13 protein-coding genes are annotated in these 21,796 nt (G+C 68.2%); 6 read left to right on the plus strand and 7 right to left on the minus strand.

The genetic code is table 11. The annotated features are described in order from the left end of the window. Nucleotides 1-11 precede the first annotated feature (11 nt). From FKV23_RS06265 to FKV23_RS06280, 5 genes are read left to right on the plus strand one after another with little or no spacing between them, the layout of a single operon-like run. Nucleotides 12-6,461 (plus strand): non-ribosomal peptide synthetase, encoded by a 6,450-nt coding sequence (locus tag FKV23_RS06265; protein WP_167285024.1) that lies wholly within the window; start codon nucleotides 12-14, stop codon nucleotides 6,459-6,461. Next, complete coding sequence (locus tag FKV23_RS06270; RefSeq protein WP_141623082.1) at nucleotides 6,401-6,607, plus strand: hypothetical protein; 207 nt, start codon at nucleotides 6,401-6,403, stop codon at nucleotides 6,605-6,607. The genes FKV23_RS06265 and FKV23_RS06270 overlap by 61 nt, the downstream gene beginning before the upstream one ends. Then, entirely contained in the window at nucleotides 6,604-7,419 is an 816-nt protein-coding gene (locus FKV23_RS17145) for an alpha/beta hydrolase family protein (protein WP_167285027.1), read from the plus strand. The genes FKV23_RS06270 and FKV23_RS17145 overlap by 4 nt, the downstream gene beginning before the upstream one ends. A gap of 5 nt (nucleotides 7,420-7,424) precedes the next feature. Further along, the gene (locus tag FKV23_RS06275; RefSeq protein WP_167285029.1) at nucleotides 7,425-8,309 is read left to right on the plus strand and encodes a serine aminopeptidase domain-containing protein; all 885 of its coding nucleotides are present in this window, start codon (nucleotides 7,425-7,427) and stop codon (nucleotides 8,307-8,309) included. Next, on the plus strand, nucleotides 8,306-9,799 hold the full coding sequence (locus tag FKV23_RS06280; RefSeq protein WP_141623084.1) for an oligosaccharide flippase family protein: 1,494 nt from the start codon (nucleotides 8,306-8,308) through the stop codon (nucleotides 9,797-9,799). The genes FKV23_RS06275 and FKV23_RS06280 overlap by 4 nt, the downstream gene beginning before the upstream one ends. On the opposite strand, the gene FKV23_RS06285 is transcribed toward FKV23_RS06280, so the two are convergent. The 3 genes from FKV23_RS06285 to FKV23_RS06295 all read right to left on the minus strand — a co-directional run bounded on the left by FKV23_RS06285 (nucleotide 9,707) and on the right by FKV23_RS06295 (nucleotide 15,732). Continuing rightward, complete coding sequence (locus tag FKV23_RS06285) at nucleotides 9,707-12,583, minus strand: NEW3 domain-containing protein (RefSeq protein WP_167285032.1); 2,877 nt, start codon at nucleotides 12,581-12,583, stop codon at nucleotides 9,707-9,709. The two genes, FKV23_RS06280 and FKV23_RS06285, sit on opposite strands and share 93 nt — an antisense overlap. Before the next feature lie 832 nt (nucleotides 12,584-13,415). Then, a complete protein-coding gene (locus tag FKV23_RS06290) occupies nucleotides 13,416-15,107 on the minus strand; it encodes a right-handed parallel beta-helix repeat-containing protein (RefSeq protein WP_167285035.1) in 1,692 nt (563 codons plus the stop codon). Beyond that, nucleotides 15,094-15,732 carry a serine O-acetyltransferase gene (locus FKV23_RS06295; RefSeq protein WP_141623087.1) on the minus strand — a complete coding sequence of 213 codons (639 nt, stop codon included), beginning with the start codon at nucleotides 15,730-15,732 and terminating at the stop codon, nucleotides 15,094-15,096. The genes FKV23_RS06290 and FKV23_RS06295 overlap by 14 nt, the downstream gene beginning before the upstream one ends. Nucleotides 15,733-15,815: 83 nt before the next feature. Here FKV23_RS06295 and FKV23_RS06300 point away from each other — a divergent pair, with 83 nt between their 5' ends. Then, nucleotides 15,816-16,556 carry a YdcF family protein gene (locus tag FKV23_RS06300; protein ID WP_141623088.1) on the plus strand — a complete coding sequence of 247 codons (741 nt, stop codon included), beginning with the start codon at nucleotides 15,816-15,818 and terminating at the stop codon, nucleotides 16,554-16,556. Between the two features lie 323 nt (nucleotides 16,557-16,879). On the opposite strand, the gene FKV23_RS06305 is transcribed toward FKV23_RS06300, so the two are convergent. Genes FKV23_RS06305 through FKV23_RS06320 form a run of 4 tightly spaced genes read right to left on the minus strand, consistent with a single transcriptional unit; the run spans nucleotide 16,880 to nucleotide 21,796 of the window. Then, nucleotides 16,880-18,601, minus strand: coding sequence for a glucosamine inositolphosphorylceramide transferase family protein (locus FKV23_RS06305; protein WP_141623089.1), 1,722 nt, complete (start codon nucleotides 18,599-18,601; stop codon nucleotides 16,880-16,882). Further along, the gene (locus FKV23_RS06310; protein WP_167285037.1) at nucleotides 18,598-19,863 is read right to left on the minus strand and encodes a glycosyltransferase family 4 protein; all 1,266 of its coding nucleotides are present in this window, start codon (nucleotides 19,861-19,863) and stop codon (nucleotides 18,598-18,600) included. The genes FKV23_RS06305 and FKV23_RS06310 overlap by 4 nt, the downstream gene beginning before the upstream one ends. 14 nt (nucleotides 19,864-19,877) lie before the next feature. Continuing rightward, nucleotides 19,878-21,002, minus strand: coding sequence for a glycosyltransferase family 2 protein (locus FKV23_RS06315; RefSeq protein ID WP_141623091.1), 1,125 nt, complete (start codon nucleotides 21,000-21,002; stop codon nucleotides 19,878-19,880). Next, complete coding sequence (locus FKV23_RS06320; RefSeq protein WP_141623092.1) at nucleotides 20,999-21,796, minus strand: polysaccharide deacetylase family protein; 798 nt, start codon at nucleotides 21,794-21,796, stop codon at nucleotides 20,999-21,001. Before FKV23_RS06320 ends, FKV23_RS06315 begins: the two co-directional genes overlap by 4 nt.

Below are 21,796 nucleotides of genomic sequence, written 5' to 3' on the forward strand. Positions count from 1 at the left end.
TGGGTGGCGGCATGAGCACGGTACGTTGTGCCAACAAAGGGAGCCCGCGTGCCGTGGTCGATTACGACCCGTTCGCCGGCGGCCTGCTGGAACGCGTCGTGCCGACAACGGAGCCGCAGCGCGAGCTGTGGCTGGCGTCGCGCCTGGGCGACGAGGCTTCGCTGGCGTTCAACGAGTCGGTCTCGCTGCACCTGCGCGGCACTCTGGACGTGGAGGCATTGCGTCATGCCCTGCAGTCGGTCTGCGACCGCCACGACATCCTGCGCGCGAACTTCGGTCCCGATGGCGAGACGCTGTGCATCGGTTCGCAGCGGCCGCTGGAAGTCGAGCTGCGCGACCTGTCCGGACTTGACGATGATGCGCGCGAAGCCGGCGTGCAGGCCTGCCTGCGCCATTCGGTGGAAACGCCGTTCGATCTGGGACACGGGGCGCTGTTCCGCGCCACCTTGTTGCGGCTGGACCCCGGACATCACCAACTGGTGCTCAGCGCCCACCACATCGTCTGCGACGGTTGGTCGTGGTGGGTGCTGGTGCGCGAGCTGGGCGTGCTCTATGCGCAGGTGCTGGGCAAGGCGGCGACCGGGTTGTCCGAGCCCGGGCTGCCCGAACCGGAGTCGTTCACCGACTACGCGCTGGAACAGGCGCTGCACCCGGCGTCTTCGACCTTCGCTGACGACGAGGCGTACTGGCTGTCCTGTTTCCGCGAACCGGCCCCCGTCCTGGAGCTTCCGCTCGACCGGCCGCGTCCGCAGCGCCGTAGTTTCGCCTCGCGCCGCTACGACCACGTACTCGATGCCGAGCTCGTCGCGGCAGTGCGGCGGATGGGGGCGCGGCAGGGTGCCAGCCTGTTCGCGACCCTGTTGGCCGGCTTCGGTACGCTGGTATCGAGACTGTCGGGGCAGGCTGATGTGGTGGTCGGTATTCCGGCGGCGGGGCAGTCGGTCGACGGCCACGACCATCTGATCGGTCACTGCGTGAACCTGCTGCCGCTGCGCTTCGACATGGCATCGCAGCACAGCTTCGGGCAGGCGCTCGCCGGCGTGCAGGGAACCCTGCTCGATGCGCTGGATCACCAGCGCTACACCTTCGGCAGCCTGCTCAAGAAGCTGCGGATCGAACGCGACCCGTCGCGGCTGCCGCTGGTCAACGTGGTGTTCAACATCGACCAGGCGCTGGACCAGGAGAGCCACGCCTTCCCCGGCCTGTCGCTGGAGTTCGACTGCAATCCGCGCAGCGCGGAGAACTTCGAGCTGTCGATCAATGCCGTGCAGGTCCAAGGTCGGTTGCGGTTGGAATGCCAGTACAACCGCGATCTGTTCGACGAGGTGACGGTACAGCGCTGGATATCGGCCTACGAGGCCCTGCTGCGCGCCGCCGCGGCCAACCCCGGGGAACGCCTGGCATCGCTGCCGTGGCTGGACGATACCGCCACCGCGGAACTGCTCGCGCTGCAGCCCGGCCCCGTGGCGTACGACCGCACGCGGCTCATGCACCAGGCATTCGAGACGCAATGCGACCGGGCCCCGCATCGCATCGCCGTGCGCGCCGGCGGCGAGGCATGGTCGTATGCGGAGCTGGACGCCCGCGCCAATCGCATCGCCCGCCTGCTGCGCACGCACGGTGTGCATCGCGGCAGCCTGGTCGGACTGGCCTTGCCGCGCGGCACCGGCATGCTGGCAGCGCTGCTCGGCGTGCTCAAGGCCGGGGCCGGTTACGTGCCGCTCGATCCGGGCTTTCCGGCGGACCGTCTGGCCTACATGGTCGGTGACGCCGGGCTCGCGGCCCTGCTCACCGATTCGGATCACGCCGACGCCTTCGACCTGCGCGGACGGCCGGTCCTTGCCCTGGACACGCTCCACGAGGAGCTCGCCGCGCTGCCGGCCGAGCGACCTGGCAAGGATGCCGATGCCGCCACGCCGGAATCGGTCGCCTACGTGATCTACACCTCGGGATCGACCGGCCGGCCCAAGGGCGTGCAGGTGCCGCACCGCGCGGTCAACAACTTCATCATCGCGATGCAGCGCGAGCCCGGCATCGATGCCGACGACCGCCTGCTGGCGGTGACGACGCTGTCGTTCGACATCGCGGTGCTGGAGCTGATGCTGCCGCTGAGCACCGGCGCCGAGGTGGTGATCGCCCGCCGTGACGATGCGATCGACGGCCATGCGCTGAAGGCATTGCTCGCGTCCAGTGCGGCGACCGTCATGCAGGCCACGCCGGCGACCTGGCGGCTGCTGGTCGAGGCCGGCTGGCAGGGCATGCCGGACTTCAAGGCACTGTGCGGCGGCGAGCCGATGCCGGCCGACCTGGCCGCGCAACTGCTCGATCGCTGCGGTTCGCTGTGGAACATGTATGGTCCGACCGAGACCACGGTGTGGTCGACCTGTACGCGTGTCGAACCGGTCGCCATCGGCGAGCGGCCCGACATCCACATCGGCCGCCCGGTCGCCAATACCCGCGTATGGATCCTCGATGGCCAGGGCCTGCCGTGCCCGCGCGGCGTGCCGGGCGAGATCTGCATCGCCGGCGACGGCGTCACCCTCGGTTACCTCGATCGCCCGGAGCTGACCGCCGACCGCTTCGTCCCTGAATCGCAGGTGCCGTTCGCTGCCGCACCGGAAGGAGCGCTGCTGTACCGCACCGGCGATCGCGGCCGCTGGCGCCCGGACGGCAACCTCGAGCATCTCGGCCGGCTCGATTTCCAGGTCAAGGTGCGCGGTTACCGCATCGAGCTGGGCGAGATCGAGAGCGTGCTCGCGCAGCATGCCGGGGTGGCGCGGACGGTGGTGACGACCCGCGAGGACCGCCCCGGCGACGTGCGCCTGGTGGCCTACGTGGTGCCGGCCGATGCCGCACGCTTCGACGAGGCGGCGCTGCTGTCGCACCTGCGCGGCGTGCTGCCCGAGTACATGATCCCGCACCACCTGATGGCGATACCGGTCGTACCGTTGCTGCCGAACGGCAAGATCGACCGCAAGGGCCTGCCTGCGCCGGACGCGCATGTGTCCGGACCTCGCGAGCCGATCGCGCCACGTAACGCCACCGAGCGCGCCATCGTGGATGCGATGGAGGAGGTGCTTGGCGTCGACGGGCTGGGTGTCGAGGACGACTTTTTCGCCAACGGCGGCCACTCGCTGATCGCGGCCCAGGTCGTGTCGCGGATCAATCGCGACCTGGGCGCCGCATTGACGCTGCGCTCGCTGTTCGATGCGCCGACCGCCGCACGCCTGGCGCATCTGCTGGGCGATGCGGGAAGCGCGAAGACCATTGCGCGGCCGCCGATCGTGCGGCGTGCAGACCAGCACAGTGCACCGCTGTCATCGATGCAGCAACGGCTGTGGGTGCTGGAACAGATGCAGCCGGGACGGGTGACCTGGAACACGCCTTCGGCGCACCGGCTGCGCGGCCCGTTCGACCGCGATGCGTTCGGGCGCGCGTTCCAGGCCATGGTCTGTCGCCAGGCCTCGCTGCGCACCGTGATCGTCGAGGAAGGCGATGGGCCGGTGCAGCGGGTGCGCGATGACATCGACGCATCGCTGCCGTTCGAGGACCTCGGCCATATCGACGAGGCCGAACGCCTGCCCGCGCTGATGCAACGATTGGAGGCGCTGATCGCCACGCCGTTCCGGCTCGACGAGGGCCCGCTGTTCGTCGCCCGCCTGTACCGGATGGGCGAGGACGACCACGTGCTGTTCTTCATGACCCATCACATCATCTGGGACGGCTGGTCGTTCGACGTGCTCTACAAGGAGATGTCGGCGCTGTACGAAGCCTTCAGCACCGGCCATGCCTCGCCGCTGCCCGAATTGCACGTGGGCTATGGCGATTTCGCCGAATGGCAACTGCAATGGCTGCAGGGCGGCGAGCTGGCGCGCCAGCTGGACTTCTGGAAGCGGCACCTGACCGGTGGTATCGAGCCGCTGCAGTTGCCGCAGGACAGGCCACGGCCGCCGGAAGCGACCGGGGAGGGCAGCATCGAGTGGCTCAGTGTCGGGCGGGGCACCGTCGATGCGATGCGCACGCTGGCCAAGCGCTCGGACGCGACGCTGTTCATGGCCCTGCTGGCCAGCTACTACATCCTGCTGCACCGGCTCGGCGGCCAGCGCGACCTGGTGGTCGGGTTGCCGGTGCGCAACCGCGACAGCGAGGATACGGAAGCCATCATGGGCTTCTTCGTCAACATGCTGCCGACGCGGTTGAAGCTGGCCCCATCCGATTCTTTCCTTGACGTGCTGGCGAAGGTCCGCGCCGCCGTGCTCGATGCGTTCTCGCATCCCGACGTGCCATTCGATCACCTGGTGCGGGAACTGGACGTCCCGCGCGATCCGTCGCGTGCACCGCTGTACCAGGCCACGTTCTCGTTCCAGGACGTGCGCGCGCGCAATACGCGCTGGGGCGAGCTCGAGCACGAACACCTGCTCGTATTCCAGAAAGCGAGTGCCGGCGACCTGGGCCTGTGGTTCCTGGAGCACGGTGAAGGGCTGTCGGGTGTGCTGAGTTACAACACCGACATCCTCGCCGCGGCCTCAGCGCAACTGATCAACCAGCGTTATGCGACGTTGCTGGACTCCGTGCTTGCGCGACCGGAAGCATCCATCGGCGAGCTTCCGATCGCCGGCGAGGCGGAGCGGGCGGTCCATGACGCGTTCAACGCGACACGGATGGAACTGCCCGCCGTGCAGACCGTCAACGCGCTGCTCGCCGCTGAGGCCACGCGGTCGGCCGACCGGATCGCCCTGCGCCACGGCGCCGCTGTAGTCGATTACGCATCGCTGCACGCGCGCGCGGGCCGCATCGCCGCCTGCCTGCAGGCGCGTGGCGTGTCGGCGGACAAGCGCGTCGGCATCTGCCTCGATCGCGGCATCGACCTGGTCGCGGGGATGCTCGCGGTGATGAAGCTGGGCGCGGCCTATGTCCCGCTCGACCCGGCGTATCCGCCCGACCGGCTGCGGTTCATGGTCGAGGATGCGGGCCTGGCACTGGTCGTCACCGAAGGCGAACTCGCCGATCCACTCGGGCTGGAGCCGGAGCGGTTGTTCCGTCTCGATCAGGAACGCGCGGCCCTGGATTTCGTCGAGCCGTTGCCCGTAGCCACCGACCTTGCCACGCCGGAGTCGGCCGCCTACGTGATCTACACCTCGGGTTCGACCGGCAAGCCCAAGGGGGTGCAGGTGCCGCACCGGGCGGTGGTCAACTTCCTGTGCAGCATGCGGCGCGAGCCGGGGATGGTGCGCGACGAGCGCATCGTCGCGGTCACCACCACTTCGTTCGACATCGCCGTGCTGGAACTGTTCCTGCCGCTCAGCGTGGGCGCGGAAATCGTGCTCGCCGGCCGAGAGACCGCGATCGATGCCTTCGAGCTTGCCGCGCTCCTGCGCGACTCCGGTGCCGGCGTCATGCAAGCCACGCCGTCGACCTGGCGGATGCTGATCGATACCGGCTGGTCTCCAGACCGGCCGTTCAAGGCGCTGTGCGGTGGCGAGCCGCTCGCGCCCGATCTCGCACGCGCACTGTGCGAACGCTGCGACGAGGTCTGGAACATGTACGGGCCCACCGAAACCACGGTGTGGTCGACCTGCACGCGGATCATCGCCGCCGATATCGACGACATCACCATCGGCCGGCCGATCGCGAACACCACCGTACACATCCTCGACGACGCCCTGCAGCCGTGCCCGCTGGGGCAGGCCGGCGAGATATGCATCGGCGGCATGGGGGTGGCCGTGGGCTATCTGGGCCGCCCGGAGCTGACCGCCGAACGTTTCGTGGCCGACCGCTTCGACGGCCAGGCCCGGGTCGGTGGTCCGGGCCGGCTGTACCGCACCGGCGACCTCGGTCGGCTGCGCGGCGACGGGAAACTGCAGCATCTCGGTCGTGCCGATCACCAGGTCAAGCTGCGCGGGCACCGGATCGAGCTGGGCGAGATCGAGGCCGCGCTGCTGTCGCACCCGGCAGTCGCGCGGGCAGTCGTCGTCACCCATGAGGTGAACGCGGGCGATGTCCGCCTGGTCGCCCATGTCGTGCCACGTGCCGGTGCCGCGCTCGAACCGGTGGTGTTGTTGGACCACCTGCGCCGCGACCTGCCTGCGTACATGCTGCCCCAGCATGTGGTGGCGCTGGATGCGCTGCCGCTGCTGCCCAACGGCAAGGTCGATCGCAACGCATTGCCTGCCCCGGGGCTGGAGGCGGCCTCCCGACAACCGCTTGTTATGGGACAGGTCGTGGTGGAGCGCGACCCGGCAGCGTCGACGCCAATCGATACAGCCGGGGCGAGCACGCCTGTCGCCGTCGTGCCGGCCGTTTCCGACCCGAGGATCCGTTATCTGATGCAGGTATGGAGCGGATTGCTTGGCATCCAGGCGTCGCCCGGCGACAACTTCTTCGACCTCGGGGGCATTCGATGCTGGCGGTACAGATGGCCAACCGGGTCGCCCGCGATACCGGCGTGCGGCTCAAGCTGATGCGACTGGCCACGCTCACGCTGGAACAGGTCGCGCTCGAACTGCCTCACCCCGTCCCGGCAGAGGAGCGGCGGACGACACTCGCATCGCGTGTGGTCAACGCGCTCAAACGCGTGATCGGGCGTGGCGAGGCGGTCGTGCCATGACCGAGCCGTTCTACTTCGGAGAACTGCCGCGCTCGCTGTTCGGGGCGTTTCATCCGGCGCTGGGCCAGAAAAGTCCGGATCACGACCGTCAAGCGTTGCTGGTCTGTCCGCCGTTGCTGCAGGATGCGATCCGCAGCCATCGCGCGCTATGGAGACTGGGCGAGACCCTGTCCGAGGGCGGCGTCGACACCCTTCGGTTCGATTGGTTCGGCACCGGCGATTCAGCCGGCGACGATGCCGATGTGCTGTTCGAAGGCCTCGTGGACGATGTCGGAATGGCCAGCGAGATGCTCGCTTCGATGACCGCGGCCACGCGCATGCGCCGGTTCGGGCTGCGCAGTTCGGCGCTGCCGCTGCTCGCCCATGCGGCCCGGCAGCGTGGCCCGGTCGACCTGGTGTTGTGGGATCCCTGCCTGGACGGTGGTGCCCTGGTCGAGGGATGGCGTCGGCAGCAGCAGGAACAGATGACGGTCGCTGGCCGCTATCCGTACGGCGCACCGACGCCGGATGACGACGAACTGATGGGCTTTGCTGTCGCCGATGTCCTGTGCGATGCCCTGTCCGGATTCGATGGGCGCAAGGTCGTGCTGCCTGCCGGAAGTCGCCTGCTGCTGGCCGAATGGAGTCCTTCTGTCGACACCGATGCCTTCGTCGCGCACCAGCTGGCCGCGGGCGTGCAAGTCGAGCGCCTGTTGCTGGATCCGGACGAAACGCCGCCGTTCGACCAGCCGCGGTTGTTCGAATCGCAGCTGTTCCCGCGCCGCAGCGTGGCCCTGCTGGCCCGGCGCATTGTCGGAGGCGGTGGCGAGTGAACGCGATGATCGACAGACCCGGCGAGCTGCAAGCGCCCGAACGCCGCATCAGCAATGGCCTGGGCGAGAGCGTGCATCGCTTCGGCGCCGGCCTGATCGGCGTGCTGCACCGGCCGCATGCGCAGGCGCGGGGAGGCGCGCGCAACACCGCGGTGATCCTGTTCAATGCCGGGCTGGTGCACCGGGCCGGGCCCTACCGTGGCTATGTACGGTTGGCACGGGCACTGGCCGCGGCGGGATTCGCGGTGCTGCGCTTCGACCAGGCCGGACGCGGCGACAGCCCGACAGCCAGTCCGTCGACCGGCGACCGTCACCAGCGCGAGGCGCAGGCGGCGATGACCCTGATCGGTGCGGAAACCGGTGCGATGCGTTTCGTGCTCGGCGGCATCTGCTCGGGTGCCGACGATGCGTTCCATATCGCGGTGCGGGACCGGCGCGTGGCTGGTGCGATCCTGCTCGACGGTCCCGGCTACCGTACCCGAGGCTTCTGGATCCGCCATCTGCTGCCACGACTTTTCTCCCCGCGCCGCTGGCTGTCGCTCGCACGCAGATTGCGAGCGGAAAAAACGCCGGGATTGCTGGATTACCGCGACTTCCCGGAGCGGGCGGATGCAGCACGGCAGCTGGCCGGGCTGGTCGATCGCGGCGTGCGCCTGCTGTGCCTGTACACCTCCGGCAGCTACTACTATTTCAATCATGCCGGGCAGTTCGCCGCCGCGCTGGGCCGTGCCGGCCGCGCGCCGCAGGTCAGGGTCGAACTGTGGCGCGACTGCGAACACACCTTCTACCTGCGCCGCGAGCGCGAGCGGCTGGTTGCCCGGGTGACCGACTGGATGCTGGAGGAATTTCCCGCGTCGTCGTCGGAGCGGACCGCGAACGCGGGGCCATGAGCCAGGGCAGTACCGGCGTAGGCACCCACTACCGGCGTTACGCCACAGGCAATGCGTTGACGCTGCTGGCGGGGCTGGTTTCGTTTCCGCTGCTCACGCGTGCGCTCGACAACACCCAGTACGGGATGTTCGGCTACTACGGTGCCTGGCTGCTGATGGCGGTAGCGGTCGGCAAGTTCGGCGCCCAGCATGCGATCCAGCGTTTCTATCCGCACGACGGCGACGAGACGCGCCAGCGGGCGTTCTCGACCAACCTGTTCTACCTGCCGGTCGCGCTCGCGCTGGTGGTCTGGGCGGTGCTGGTGGTGGCGATGCTGCTGGTGGATGTGTTGGCCGGCGTGCGCCAGAGCGCGATGTTCTGGCTGGTGGTGGCGATGGCGCCGCTGGCGATCTTCTCCAGCCTCGTCGACACGGTGCAGAAGGTCACCGAGCGCTCGCAACTGGTCATGCACGTCCGGGTCAGCAGCCGCTGGATCGAACTGGCGCTGATGCTGGGCGCGGTGTTCCTGATCCAGGCCAGTGCGGTCGCCGCCTACTGGGGGCGACTGTTGACCTCGATCCTGTTCGTGGGCTTTTACCTGCATTGGGCGCGACGCCACCTGGGTTTCTCGCGGGGCGCGGTCGATACCGCCGAAACCCGCGCGGCGCTTCTGTTCGGCCTGCCGATGGCGGCCAGCGAGATCATCTCGGTGACTCTGGTGTCGCTGGACCGCTGGATGCTGAAGAGCATCACCGGCGAGTTCGCACTGGTCGGGGTCTACAGCATCGGTTCGTCGCTGGCGATGCAGGTCAGCCTGTTCATGAATGCATCGGTGTTCGAGGCCTTCCTGCCGGTGGCGAACCGCGTCTACACGACCGAGGGCGAAGCCGCGCTGCGCGACCTGAAAGCGAGGGTGCTGGTGCCGATGACCTATGCCGCGGCCGGGATCGCGCTGTTGTTCGGCTGTTTCGGCAGCGATCTGATCCTGGTTGCGAGCGGTGCGGACAAGGCCGGTTCCGGACCGGTGTTCGCGCTGCTGGCAATGATCTGCGTGTTGCAGCCGGTGCTGCTGCTGGCCGGTTACGGCCTGCTGCTGGAGAAGAGGTCGAAGGCGGTGCTCGGCCTGACCTTCATCACCCTGCTGGCCAATGCCGTGCTGAACTGGTTGTGGATCCCGCGTTTCGGCGTGATGGGCGCGGCCTGGGCGACGGTGTGCAGTTCGGCCCTGCTGGGCATCGCACACTGCATCTGCGTGAAGCGTTCGCTGTTGAAGCTGCCGGACGCGCGTTGTCTGCTGACGGCATTGCTGGCCGTGCTGGTGGCCGGCGGTGTGGCCTGGGCACTCTGGGGGCTCCAGGCCGGATGGTCGCGCCTCCTGCTCGGAGGAGGCGCGACCGGACTCGCCTATCTGGCCGTGTTACTGGGTCTGGACGGCCGCGTACGCGACCTGGCCGGCAGCGCGGCTGTCGCCCATGTCGTCAGACGCATCAAGGGTGTAGTGGCGCACTGAGCTGATGATCTGCCAGGTGATCGGGGTTTTCGCGTGAGTCCCGGTCCGCCTGGACGGTGCGACTGGCGCTGCAGTGGACTGTGGTGCACTGACGGTGACCGGTGCCGCCGTCGCCGGTCGATTCGAAGCATTGCTTCGGGTGCCCTCGGCGCGCTCGTTTTCGTCTTCCTCGTCCAGCATCGCGATGCTGTCCGTGATCGGCGCCACGCGGCGGGCGGACGACGTCGTGGCAACGTACCAGGATGAATCCGCAGCCTGCCTGGCGCTTCCGTAGTGCCGCGTATCCGTGGCGGAGAAATGGCCGGAGTGGTCAAAAAGCTGTTGCGGACCATCCACCGAAGCCAGGCGAATCAGGCGGCGATTGTCGAAACCACCCCAGAACGCGCCGGATACGCCATCGCTCCCGCTCTTGTCGTCACTCGAGCTGTACAGGCGCACCGAGGCCACGGTGTGGCTGGCAACGGCGCTGGCGCTGTGCACGCTGCCCACGCTGCTCGTGGTACGGGCACTGATGTCGTAGCTGCCAGCCGAGGTCGTGCGCTGCGAGTTCACCCGCAAGGTGGTGCTGCCACTGGCACCTGCGGCAAGCCGCAAGCTCGACGCGTCAAGGGTGCCGGTCCAGCCGGACGGGACCGTGCGGGCCAGGTTGAACGTGGTGCTGCCACAGGCACCGCTGTCGCGATTGGTGATGGACAGGGTGTAACGGGCGGGATTGCCGGCACGGGACGGGCGGCTCGATCCGGTCAGCCGTACCGTTGGCTTGGCGCGCGTGCAGCCGGGGGCCGGCGGCGCGGTCTGGCTGGCCACGGTGTAGGTGGCAGACGCATTGGCGGTGTGGCTGCTGCCCACGCTGCTGCTGGTCCCGGCACCGATGTTGTAGCTGCCGGCGCTGGCGCTGGTCGGCGAGGTCACGCGCAAGGTGGTGCTGGCACTGGCGCCCGGGGCCACGCTCAGGCTGCTGCTGCCGAGAGTGCCGGTCCAGCCGGAGGGGACGGTGCGGGCCAGGCTGAAGCTGGTGTTCTGGCAGGCGCTGCTGTCGCGGTTGGTCAGGCTCAGGGTGTAGGTGATCGCGGTGCCGGCAGCCACTGCACTGCCGCCACCGCTCAGGCTCAACGTCGGTGCATTGCGGGTGCAGGTCGGGGTCGGGCTGCCGCCGCCGGACTGGAGTTCGATCGCACCGATGTCGGGTGCGGAACCGGACGGGCGGGGGTTGGTGTAGAAGTCGTTGGTGATGCCGCTCAGCGCCGGAGCCTTGTTGACCAGCGGGCTGTCGGAGAGCGGGGTGGCGTCGAAGCTGGCGAGGGTGGTACTGGCCAGCCGCGGGTTGGTGCAGATGCTGCCGCTGGGGCACTGTCCCTGCTTGACGTTCCAGAACGCATTGCCCGAGAAACTGACCTGGGCGCTGGAATTGTCGGCGTAGTGACCGCAGCTGAGCTCGAACGGCTGGCGCCAGTCGGTCTGGCCGACCAGGGCGTTGTTCTGGATGCTCAGGCTTGCGCTCGAGCCACCGCCGCTGCTGAGGATGAGGCAGTCGCCCTCGCCGGTGATGGTGTTGTGCCGCAGCACGACCGGCTGGCTGTTGACCATGCCGACGGAGACGACGTTGCCCAGGGCACGGCACTGGTCGCCGGACTGCATGGAGTCGCGGCCGTCGAAGAAGGAACAGTTGCCGATCACCACCGAGTTCTCGATGGTGGCGCGGCCGTTGGTCTTGAGCTGGTTGCCGGCATTGCCGACGGCGTGGGTGCGGCGGATGGTGACCGAGGAGTTGCTGCCGCCGTCCATGTACAGCAGGTCGATGCCGTCGGAGGTGTTGTGGTGGATGTAGCTGTCCTCGATCAGCCAGTGGCCGCCGGTGGTGGCGGTGCCCAGGCCGTCGCCGTAGCCGCCGGCCTGCTGGGCCCAGCAGGCCCAGGGCTGTCGGGTCTGCCAGCGTTCGCCGCAGCCGTTCCAGCCGATCTCGACCTCGCGCAGGACGATGTTGCCGCTGTTGGAACTGCCCGATCCGATGTCGCCGTCCCAGCCGGCCCAGCCGTTGCCGACGAACTTGACTCGTTCCACGGTCCAGTCGGTGAGGCCGCCGGCCATGATGCCGCGGTTGGCCAGGCCATGGATGTCGAGGTCGTGGAGGTGGACGTTGCGCGAGTTGGAGGCGGAGATGCCGACGCTGGCCCACTGGCCGTAGGGGGCGGAGTTGCGCTCGCAGCGGGCGCTGGAGTTGGTGTGGAATTCAACGCAGTCGCTCTTGTCGGTGATCTCCAGGTGTCCGATCTCGACGTTGGAGCTGCCGTTGAGGTTGAGCATGGACTGGACGCGTTCGGTGCCCCAGAGCTTGGGCGGGCGAGCGGGGTCGAGGCCGAGGATGCGGGTCTTGCTGGTGGCGCTGGGGCCGGAGGGGATGGGCGGCAGGTAGCAGTCGTAGCGGCCGCCGGAGTAGCAGCGTCCGCCTTCGGCGCCGGGGGCGCCCCAGCCGATCATGTATTCGCCGGGAGCGATGTAGACGGTATCGCCGCCGTTGATGCGGGCGGTGGCGCCGATGGGCAGGGCCTGGTGGAGGGAGTTCCAGGCGCAGGCTTGATTGGAGCCGGAGCCGGGATAGGCGGCATTGTTGGTGCCGGTGCACTGGGCAGCGCTGCCGCCGTCGGTGCGGACGTAGTACGTGGCGGCGGTGGCCGAGCCGGCGGCTGCGAGGGCGGAAAGGGCGAGGAAGGCGAGCAGCAGCGAACGGGGCTGCAGGAAGGATGCTCGCCGCGCGAACGGGCGGGAAGAGGTGCCAAAAACCACGGAGTGGGCTCCAGAATTTTGTGTGCAGGGGGAGTGGGCGTACTGCTTCCCTGCTGACCCGGAGCGGATTTTTGGCGTTTTGGGGGTCTGCTTCTGCAGCGTGGGCCACAAATACGGCAATTTTGGTGGCATCAAAGAAATCTGCCGGGATGTTGTTGGCAGATGTTCATGTCGCGATATGGGCAAGATGCATGACGATCGCCCCGCGTTCATCTGGCGGATCGGCATTGTCGGTCGCAGGCTCCAGCGACCAAACAGCCGCCTGTCTTCGGCACTTGATGAGAAACCATCCGAAGCGACACGCCTTCACGCTCGCGAAAGGCCACCCCCACCCCGACGGGCGGCGACTCCTGCCGAAGCCGCTCTCCCCGGAGTTGGGAGAAGAACCTTATTTTCGGTTCTTCTTCCAAGTGAGGGGGAGCGCGCTTTCAGCGAAGGCGTGGACGCTGCCGATTGCGTTCGATCGCCGGTTCTCGCCGCTACTTTTCGCCGCTACCTGGCTGTCCCGACGCGACCTGCCGGCCTTGCCGGCGAATGTCCCCCGGCCGCCGCCCGTGGCGGCGGCTTCCTCCTTGATTTCGCCGTCAAGGCCGGCAGGCCACGTCGGATCGCGCGGCTACACCGAAACGCGAAGCCGGTCCTCCCCGGGATTCTGCTTCTGGAACTACCGGCCATGTCCGAACGCCGGGGGCGAAGGCCCTTGGGTGCGAAATCAAGGCGGAGGCGCCGGCCCTGGCCGGTGCCGGGGGACATTCGCATCCAAGGGCCTTCGCCCCTGGCGCCCCGGCCATCCAGCAGACCTGATGCTTTCCCCTTGATTGGGAGAAGAACCTTATTTTCCGGGTGCCTCGATCGCGCCCGGCGTCGAGGGCTGGCCCGCGGGGCGGAGGTTGCCCTTGAAGTCGCGTTCGTCCCGGTCCGGAACCGGGCCGCGGCCCGCGATGCGGCTGTCGGGTCGCGGTACCGGGTCGAAGTGGGCCAGGCGGGTATCGGACAGTCCCGGGTCGATGCACAGGCTGTCGCCCGGGCAGCGATGGCGCTTGGTGTTCCAGACCACGTTGCCGGAGAAGCGGGTCACGGCAGTGGAGTTGTCGTGGTAATGAACGCAGCTGAGTTCCTGCTGCCGGTGCCAGTCGGTCTGGCCAAGCAGCACGTTGCCGGTGATGTCGAGGCGGGTGCTTGCATCACCGCCGCTGCTGAGGATGAGGCAGTCGCCCTCGCCGGTGATGGTGTTGTGCCGCAGCACGACCGGCTGGCTGTTGACCATGCCGACGGAGACGACGTTGCCCAGGGCACGGCACTGGTCGCCGGACTGCATGGAGTCGCGACCGTCGAAGAAGGAACAGTTGCCGATCACCACCGAGTTCTCGATGGTGGCGCGGCCGTTGGTCTTGAGCTGGTTGCCGGCATTGCCGACGGCGTGGGTGCGGCGGATGGTGACCGAGGAGTTGCTGCCGCCGTCCATGTACAGCAGGTCGATGCCGTCGGAGGTGTTGTGGTGGATGTAGCTGTCCTCGATCAGCCAGTGGCCGCCGGTGGTGGCGGTGCCCAGGCCGTCGCCGTAGCCGCCGGCCTGCTGGGCCCAGCAGGCCCAGGGCTGTCGGGTCTGCCAGCGTTCGCCGCAGCCGTTCCAGCCGATCTCGACCTCGCGCAGGACGATGTTGCCGCTGTTGGAACTGCCCGATCCGATGTCGCCGTCCCAGCCGGCCCAGCCGTTGCCGACGAACTTGACCCGTTCCACGGTCCAGTCGGTGAGGCCGCCGGCCATGATGCCGCGGTTGGCCAGGCCATGGATGTCGAGGTCGTGGAGGTGGACGTTGCGCGAGTTGGAGGCGGAGATGCCGACGCTGGCCCACTGGCCGTAGGGGGCGGAGTTGCGCTCGCAGCGGGCGCTGGAGTTGGTGTGGAATTCAACGCAGTCGCTCTTGTCGGTGATCTCCAGGTGTCCGATCTCGACGTTGGAGCTGCCGTTGAGGTTGAGCATGGACTGGACGCGTTCGGTGCCCCAGAGCTTGGGCGGGCGAGCGGGGTCGAGGCCGAGGATGCGGGTCTTGCTGGTGGCGCTGGGACCGGAGGGGATGGGCGGCAGGTAGCAGTCGTAGCGGCCACCGGAGTAGCAGCGCCCGCCTTCGGCGCCGGGGGCGCCCCAGCCGATCATGTATTCGCCGGGGGCGATGTAGACGGTATCGCCGCCGTTGATGCGAGCGGTGGCGCCGATGGGCAGGGCCTGGTGGAGGGAGTTCCAGGCGCAGGCTTGGGGTGAACCAGCGCTCGAGCCGGAGCCGGGATAGGCGGCATTGCTGGTGCCGGTGCACTGGGCAGCGCTGCCGCCGTCGGTGCGGACGTACCAGATGGCGGCATCCTCGCGGACTTCGCCGTCGGCGCGCGCATCGGGCGGGCGCGGGCCATCCCCATCCACGGCTTCGATGGCCGAAGGGCTTCCGCAGGCCGGGACCAGGGTCAGCGCAAGCAGGATGCCGAGGTCGCCTCCCCGGTTGCGGATGCCGGAGCTAGCCGTTGGCATGCATCGTTGCCTCGGTCCGTGCCGGCGTGTCGGCGGACGACGGCGAGGCAGCCGCCGTGCCTTCGCCAGAAAGATCGGTGCGCTCAAGACATTCGAGGGGCGAGATCCTGATCGCTGCGCCGACGACACGCATATGTGCGGGCACGTCTTTGGTGACGACCGTGTTGGCGCCGATGAGCACGCCATCCCCGATCGATACGTCGCCGATCACCTTGGCGCCGGCACCGATGTAGACGTCGTCGCCCAGCCGCGGCCAGCGCGTGGACCGGCCTGCACCCTTGTAGCCGAGGGTGACGTCCTGGGTGACGCTGAGGTTCCGGCCGGCATCGCAGTGCAGGAAGATGCCGCCGAAGTGGTCGATATACAGCCCGGGTCCGATGTTGGCATTGCCCGAGATGTCGATCCCCAGCAGCAGTTCCACCGGGATCTTGAGGATTGCGTAGATCAGCTTGAACGGAAGCGACAGCCAGCGTGGCCGCAGGGTCCGGGTCCAGCGCCCGTAGCGATGCAGGCACACGGCGATGAAGCCGTAGCGCAGGCAGGCGCGAAGACGGGCCAACCTTGGGCCGGTCGTCAGGGCGACGCGGTGATAGCGCTGGAAGTCTTGTCGCAGGGTTTCGAGCATGCGCGGTGTCGCCGCCGGAATATGGATTGGCTACTGACTGTTACGCACTGTGCCGTCGGAATCGGTCATGCGAGACTGTCCGCATGGGGTATCTGCTGCTCTCGCCGCTGACCTGGGGGCTGCTGCTGGCGCTGGCGCTTTGCCTGGCGTGGCGGCGTCTGGGACGGCGGTTGCGGCTGGCGGGGCTGGCGATGTCCGCGTTGCCGCTGGTGCTGTGCACGCCGTTGGGTGCCAATGTGCTGGTGCGGCTGGCCGAATCGGGAAATGGCGCTGCAGAGAATTGCCTGCAGGTGGAAGCGTCATCGCCGATCGTGGTGCTGTCCGGCGGGTTCCTGCGGTCGCCCGGCGGCATTGATGACTACGCTGCGTTGAATCCGGAGAGCTGGCGTCGGCTGTATGCGGCGGTACGGCTGTGGCAGCGCGAAGGTGGCGAGCTGGTGATCGCCGGCGGAGGTCCGTACGCCATCGCCGAGAGCGAGATGCTGGCCTCGCTTGCGCGCGGGTGGGGCGTGCCGGACAACGCGCTGCGGACCGAGACGGAGTCGGCCACGACGTGGGAAAACGCATTCGCCCTGCGCGATCACGGCTCGTCCCGGATCCGTCTGGTGACGTCCGCATTGCATATGCCACGTGCGAGGGTCGCGTTCGGTGCTGCGGGTTTCGATCCCTGCGCTCATCCCAGCGGCAGTGACTATCAGCCGCCTGGTGGCTGGGGGTATTTCGTCCCGCAGTCGTCGGCGCTGGTCAAGAGCGAGCGTGCGCTGCATGAGCTGGCCGGGACGCTGGCCTATCGCTGGCGTGCGCGGCGGGTGGGGCCGTCGTAGTCGCCTGGCGGGAGTGGATGGAGTGATTCCGCCAGGAACAGGAGGCTTTGCGAGGCAGCCGATGCCCATGCCTTTGCGGGACACGCCGTAAACCCATCCATGGGGGCTCATCCGAAACATCCATGTTTCGGAAGGTCCCGCAAAGGCATGGCCACCGGCTGCTGGATAGTTGGCTGGCGCGCATGGAAAGAGTGTCCGACCTCACCGAACGTCATCGTGTCCGATGCACAGCAAGGTTGGCACGGGTGTGTCCACCATCGTCATTGCCGGTGGAGCGGGGAATGAGTGCTCGCCCCTGCGTGTGACGCGTGTAGCAGGCCGCTTCAGGCCCCGACCCTGCGGCGCCAGACCGGTTGTTTGCCGTCGACCACTTCGATGTCGCCGAGGCGGGCGTAGGTGTGGCAGCCGTCGAGTCCGGGTGCCCATTCCGGTGCGAGCCGGCCCAGCGGCTGTTCGTGGTAGTGGCGGGCGTCGAGTTCCTCGACCCGGTGGAATACGAGGGCGTTGCCGTATCCGCGGGCGCAGTCCTGTGCCGGCCGGATCAGTGCGCCGTTGTGCGTGAACAGGCGGCCGGCCGGGCGTGCGCGGCGCACGTCGGAGACGATCGGATTGCAGGGGTGGGGCATGAATGGCCCCAGCGGGGTGTCGGCATGGAACAGGAACAGTTCGTCGTAGGTGCCGCCGCCCGATTCGCAGATGTTGGCGAACAGGTACCAGCGGCCATTGTGTTCGTGCAAGGTCGCATCGACGGCGCGATGGCCGTGCAGCAGGTCGCAGACGTATTCCCACTGGTCGGGAAAGCGGCGTGCGCGGTACAGGCTGACCCGGCGCGCGGCCGCGGACTCAGGCACCATCCAGGTTTCGCCGCGCCATTCGAATACGAATGGGTACGAGAGGTGCACGTCGAGATCGAGCACCGGGCGCGCGTCGCCGGCCGGGCCCTGGTCCGACCAGGGCAATGCGACCAGTGAGCCCTTGCCGAGCCGGTAGTCGAAGTCCTCGACGAACAGCCACGGCTCGTCGCGGTGCATGTGCAGCATCGGGTCGGCATAGAAATGCCCGCGCGGACAGGGCAGTTCGCGCATGTTGGACAGTGTGGGCGCGCCCGGGTCGAGCGGTTCACGAGTGTGGCGCCAGGCGACATGCCAGTGCGGCACGCGCAGCCGGTCGTCGACCCACCTGCGCGCTTTGCGCAGGTGGGTCCGGGCCAGGAAATGGGCCATCTTCAGGTTGCCGGGCGTGCGGTAGAGCGGTTTGTCGCAGCGGCCGGGCGGTGTTTCCCGCAACGGCTCGCCGGCGGCCAGACTGCGCAGGCAGCGCATCACGAAGGACGAGGCTTTCCAGTAGGCCGGTGCGCGGTTGAGTTCGAGCGAATGTGGGTGGGTGGCCGCGTGCGAACGGTACAGGACTGCGCCGGCGTCGAGTTCCTCGCTCAGCCGCTGCAGCACGGTGCCGGTCAGCGGGTTGCCCTCGTGGATTTCCCAGAACATCGCCGGCCCGCCGCGGTACTCGGCACTGTCGTCGTGGTGATAGGACCACACGCCGTGCCGCGGCAGCTGCAGGATTCCCCCGCGCAGGATGTTGAAGCCGAAACGCAGCAGCAGGTCGGGCCGGGTGGCGTTGATCCGCTCCAGGTCCGCAGACTCGATGCGGTGGACGAAGCCACGGCGCTTTGGCCGGACCTCGAACCATGGCACTTCACCGATCAGTGGGCGCAGTTCGCGGGCGTGGAAGGGTGAATCAGGACCACGTCGGCGGCGGCTGTCGCGCTGATAGTACTGTTGCCAGGCGAAGTGGCGCAGCCGCGTGCGGATGCGCGCGCGCAGGGACAATCGGCGTGGCCGCTCGTTGTTGCGGACCACGACCACGATCCTGGCGAAGCCGCTGTTGCCGATCTGTTCGACGATCCGCGCGACCCACGCCGGCACGTGGTCGCCATCCACCAGCAGGCCGATCCGCAACGGGTCGGCTATCGGGGCGACAGGTGCGTACAGCGGACTCGTGTTACCCCGGCTGTTGGGAAACGGCGGCGAGGGCAGGTTCATGTGGTCACCACGTTGCGCGTCGTTGCCGATCGGGATGGCGGTGGTGGGGCGTCGGGTGGCGAAGTGCAGTCCAGCAGAGTGTCGTAGTCGCGGAGCAGGCCCAGGCCGATCGCGTCCCAGCCATAGTGGCGCTCGGCGCAGCCGCGGGCGAACGAACCCAGCCGTGCGATCTTCATCGGGTCGTCCATCAGTTCCAGCACCGCCCTGGCGAAATCACCGGCATCGTCGGCGAACATCGCATCCTCGCCATCGCGCAGAGCAATGCCTTCACTGCCGATGCGGGTGGTGACGATCGCCTTGCCCAGCGCCATCGCCTCCAACACCTTGAGCCGGGTACCACTGCCGGCACGCAACGGCACCACGTAGATCGCTGCGTCGTGGACGATCGGCCGCAGGTCGGGGACGAAACCGGCCAGGGTCACGTGTCGGCGCAGGTTCGCCGGGACCGCCAGTCCCTCCGGCTTGCCGACCAGCACGAAATCGGCGTCCGGGCGGGCAGCGACGATGTTCGGCAACACCTCGCCCATGAACCACTCCACGCCGTCGCGGTTGGGGAACCAGCCCATCTGACCGACGAAGACCATCCGTGCGCCATGCGCCGGAGCGGTCGTGGCCGGGGCATTGCCGTCGAGATCGACCCCGTTCGGGGTGACACGGATGGCGGTGTCGGGCGCCAGTGCCTGGAGGCAGGCGGCATCGTCGGTCGAGCAGGCCAGGATCAGCTGCGCGCGTCGGCAGGCGGCCCGCTCGAACGCGCGGAGCCGGCCGATCTGGGTGGCGATGAACCAGCGCCGCAACGGGTTGGATTCGATACCCAGTCGCTTCTCCAGCAGCACGTGCTCGACGTTGTGCGCGTTGAGCACGGTCGGCACGCCGTCGGGCACGCAATCGACATGGGCGAACAGCGGCAGCATGTCGAAATGAACCGCATCGGCGTCCACGGCCAGCTGTCGAAGGGTGTCGCGCATGGCGTCAGAGGCATATTTGGCGACCACGAACGGATCCGCTCCGCCGACCCCGCGCAGAAGCGCGCGGGCGCGCGAGACACCCGAGTGCTCGCTCGGGATCGGGAACACATGGACGGCCTTGAAGGTCTTGCGCAGACAGTCGAGGCCGGCGAGGTCGTCATCCCGGCGTACGAAAGACAGCAGGGTCACCTCGTGCCGCGCGGCCAATGCCTTGAGCAGGTGCCACGAGCGCAGTTGGTGGCCTTCCCGGGGCGGGAACGGCAGGCGGCTGGTCAGGGCGATGATGCGGGCCATGGACGTCCTGTGGATCAGTGCTTGCGCCAGAGTCGGGACGCGTCGCGGGTGAGTGAGGCCGGCAGCGACAGCAGGGCCGCTGAGTTGAGCATCAGGAAGGTGCCGGCCGCGGGCAGCAGCGGAATCCGTGCCGCCGGGCGCGGCATCGCCCAGGCCAGCGCGGCGACCGCATAGCCGGCGAGCTGGGCCGCCAGGGCGATGCGATAGAACGCGCCGTCGGCCAATGCCGAGGCGATCAGCGCGGCTAGCAACGCCCAGGGCACCACCAGGCGCAGGAACTTGTGCGAGAACCAGGCCAGGAACACCGGGTTGCGCAGCGGGTCGGCGAGCACCGGCAGCCGCGCCAGCAACTGCCAGTTGCCGGCCAGGGTGCGCAGCTTGCGGTGGAATTCCTCGCCGGGGGTCGCGCTGGCCACATCGAGCGCGACCGCGTCGCGTGCCATCCATACCCGGCGACCGGACAGCACCACGTTCAAGGGCAGCCACATGTCGTCGAGCACGGTGCCGGGCGGCATCGGCTTGAACAGTTCGCGCCGCATCGCGTGCACCGCACCGCTGACCCCGTGCAGCCAGCCCAGCCGTGCTTCGTCGAAGCGCAGGGCTTTTTCCATCCGCCAGTACAGGCCTTCATCACCTGCGCCTTCGATCACCAGCTCGCCGCTGACCGCACCCACCTGCGGGTCGGCGAACGGCATCAGCAGGGCTCGCAGGGTGCCGGGAACGAATCGCTGGCGGGAGTCGGCAAACACCAGTATTTCGCCTTCCGCCATCGAGGCGGCCAGGTTGAGGGCCACGGCCTTGCCGCCATTGGGCTGCAGTTCCACCACCCGCACACGCGGGTCGCCGATGTCGGCGGCCCAGGCGGTACCGTCGCTGCTGCCGTCGCTGACCACGATGACCGACAGGCGATCGGCCGGATGCTCCTGGGCCAGGATGTCGAGCAGGCGCGAGGCGATGCGTCGGGCCTCGTTGTGCGCCGCGATCAGGACCGTGACCCGCGGCGCCTGTGCATCGGTCGACATGATCGGCGTGGTGGCGCGCCGTGACGCCAGCCATCGCACTAGCAGCGGATAGCCGAGGTAGGCGTAGCCGACCACGGCCGTCGCGAGCCAGAACAGCATGGCCATCGCGGCGCTCATGGCAGCCGTTCCCGCAGCGGTCTTTGCCGCAGCAGTCTTTGCCGAAGTGTGTCGTAGCCGGCGTTGCCGAGCAGACGCTTGGGAATGCTGAGAGCAAGGTGGCGCGCGAGGACAACCCACGGCGTCATGCCCTGCCAGCGGACCAGTTGGCGAAAGTGTGCGTCGGACAATTTTCGGGTTACCGCGATCCGTTCGATCCAGCCTCCGCCCGGATGACGGTTGGGGCCTGGTACCGAACCGAGCAGATGCCTGTATCCGAGTGCGGCGGCGACCACGAGCTCACGTCGGCCACCGCGTCCGCCGGGCAGGGCCAGGGCATCGACGCGTTGTCCGCTCCAGGCTTCGAGCCGTGCCCGGCTTTCGCGAAGCTCCAGTTCCATGGCGTCCGCGTCCAGGTCTTCCAGGAAACGGTGGCTGCGTCCGTGCGAGCCGATGCCCATGCCATGGCGGGCGAGAGTGCGGACATCGTCGATGTCGAGCATGCCCGGCTCGCCGACGAAGTCGCTGGTGATGAAGAACTCGGCGACCATGTCGCGTTCGAGCAGCAGTGGCAGCGCGATCTCGACATTGGACACGTCGCCATCGTCGAAGGTGATCACGACACGCCGGCCGCAAGCAGTGCCGTCGACACCGCCATCGGCAAGGTCGTTGAACCGCACGCTGCGGTAACCGCTCTTGCACAGCCAGTCCAGCTGGCGGGCGAAATTGTCCGGGTGGACGCTGTAGACCGGGTCGAAACGGCCTGGGGCGCCGGTGTCGGCGTGAAGCCCGTGGTACATCAGCACCGGCAGCAT

It is taken from the genome of Lysobacter alkalisoli (genome assembly GCF_006547045.1).
GTDB lineage: Bacteria > Pseudomonadota > Gammaproteobacteria > Xanthomonadales > Xanthomonadaceae > Marilutibacter > Marilutibacter alkalisoli.